This is a genomic window from Priestia sp. JV24 (assembly GCF_025910025.1).
GTDB classification, from domain to species: Bacteria; Bacillota; Bacilli; order Bacillales; family Bacillaceae_H; genus Priestia; species Priestia megaterium.
Genome location: NZ_JAPCIN010000100.1, coordinates 1 through 364, shown reverse-complemented (window position 1 = coordinate 364; position 364 = coordinate 1). Strand labels below are relative to the sequence as shown.

The window sequence follows — 364 nt, the reverse complement described above, 5'->3', positions numbered from 1 at the left end:
GCGTACAGAGCGTACAGGGCGTAATCCTCAAACAGGTGAAGAAATGACAATTCCAGCAACGAAGGTCCCAGGTTTTAAAGCAGGAAAAGAGTTTAAAGAAGCTGTTAAATAAAGAGTATTTATATAAAACCTCCAGAATGGATTTCTGGAGGTTTTACAAGATGTCTATCTTACTCTCATTAAATTTATAGTTTCTTACCTCTTTTACATAAGCCACACATCTAGGAATCAAGCAAAAACGTATGAATTTCTACGTAAATTAAGACTTACTACTAAATCTACATTCTATCTCTTGCTTGAGAATTTCTGCACCTCTTGGGCTTAACACAACTCCTTTTGCGTATTCACAATTATGTGGACTTAT

2 protein-coding genes are annotated in these 364 nt (G+C 35.4%); one reads left to right on the top strand and one right to left on the bottom strand.

Annotated elements, in window-relative coordinates:
* Positions 1–112: HU family DNA-binding protein (locus OK414_RS29875; RefSeq protein WP_264363586.1), on the top strand; the 112-nt coding region annotated here is incomplete at its 5' end.
* A gap of 147 nt (positions 113–259) precedes the next feature.
* Here OK414_RS29875 and OK414_RS29995 read toward each other — a convergent pair.
* Complete coding sequence (locus tag OK414_RS29995; protein WP_404932082.1) at positions 260–364, bottom strand: hypothetical protein; 105 nt, start codon at positions 362–364, stop codon at positions 260–262.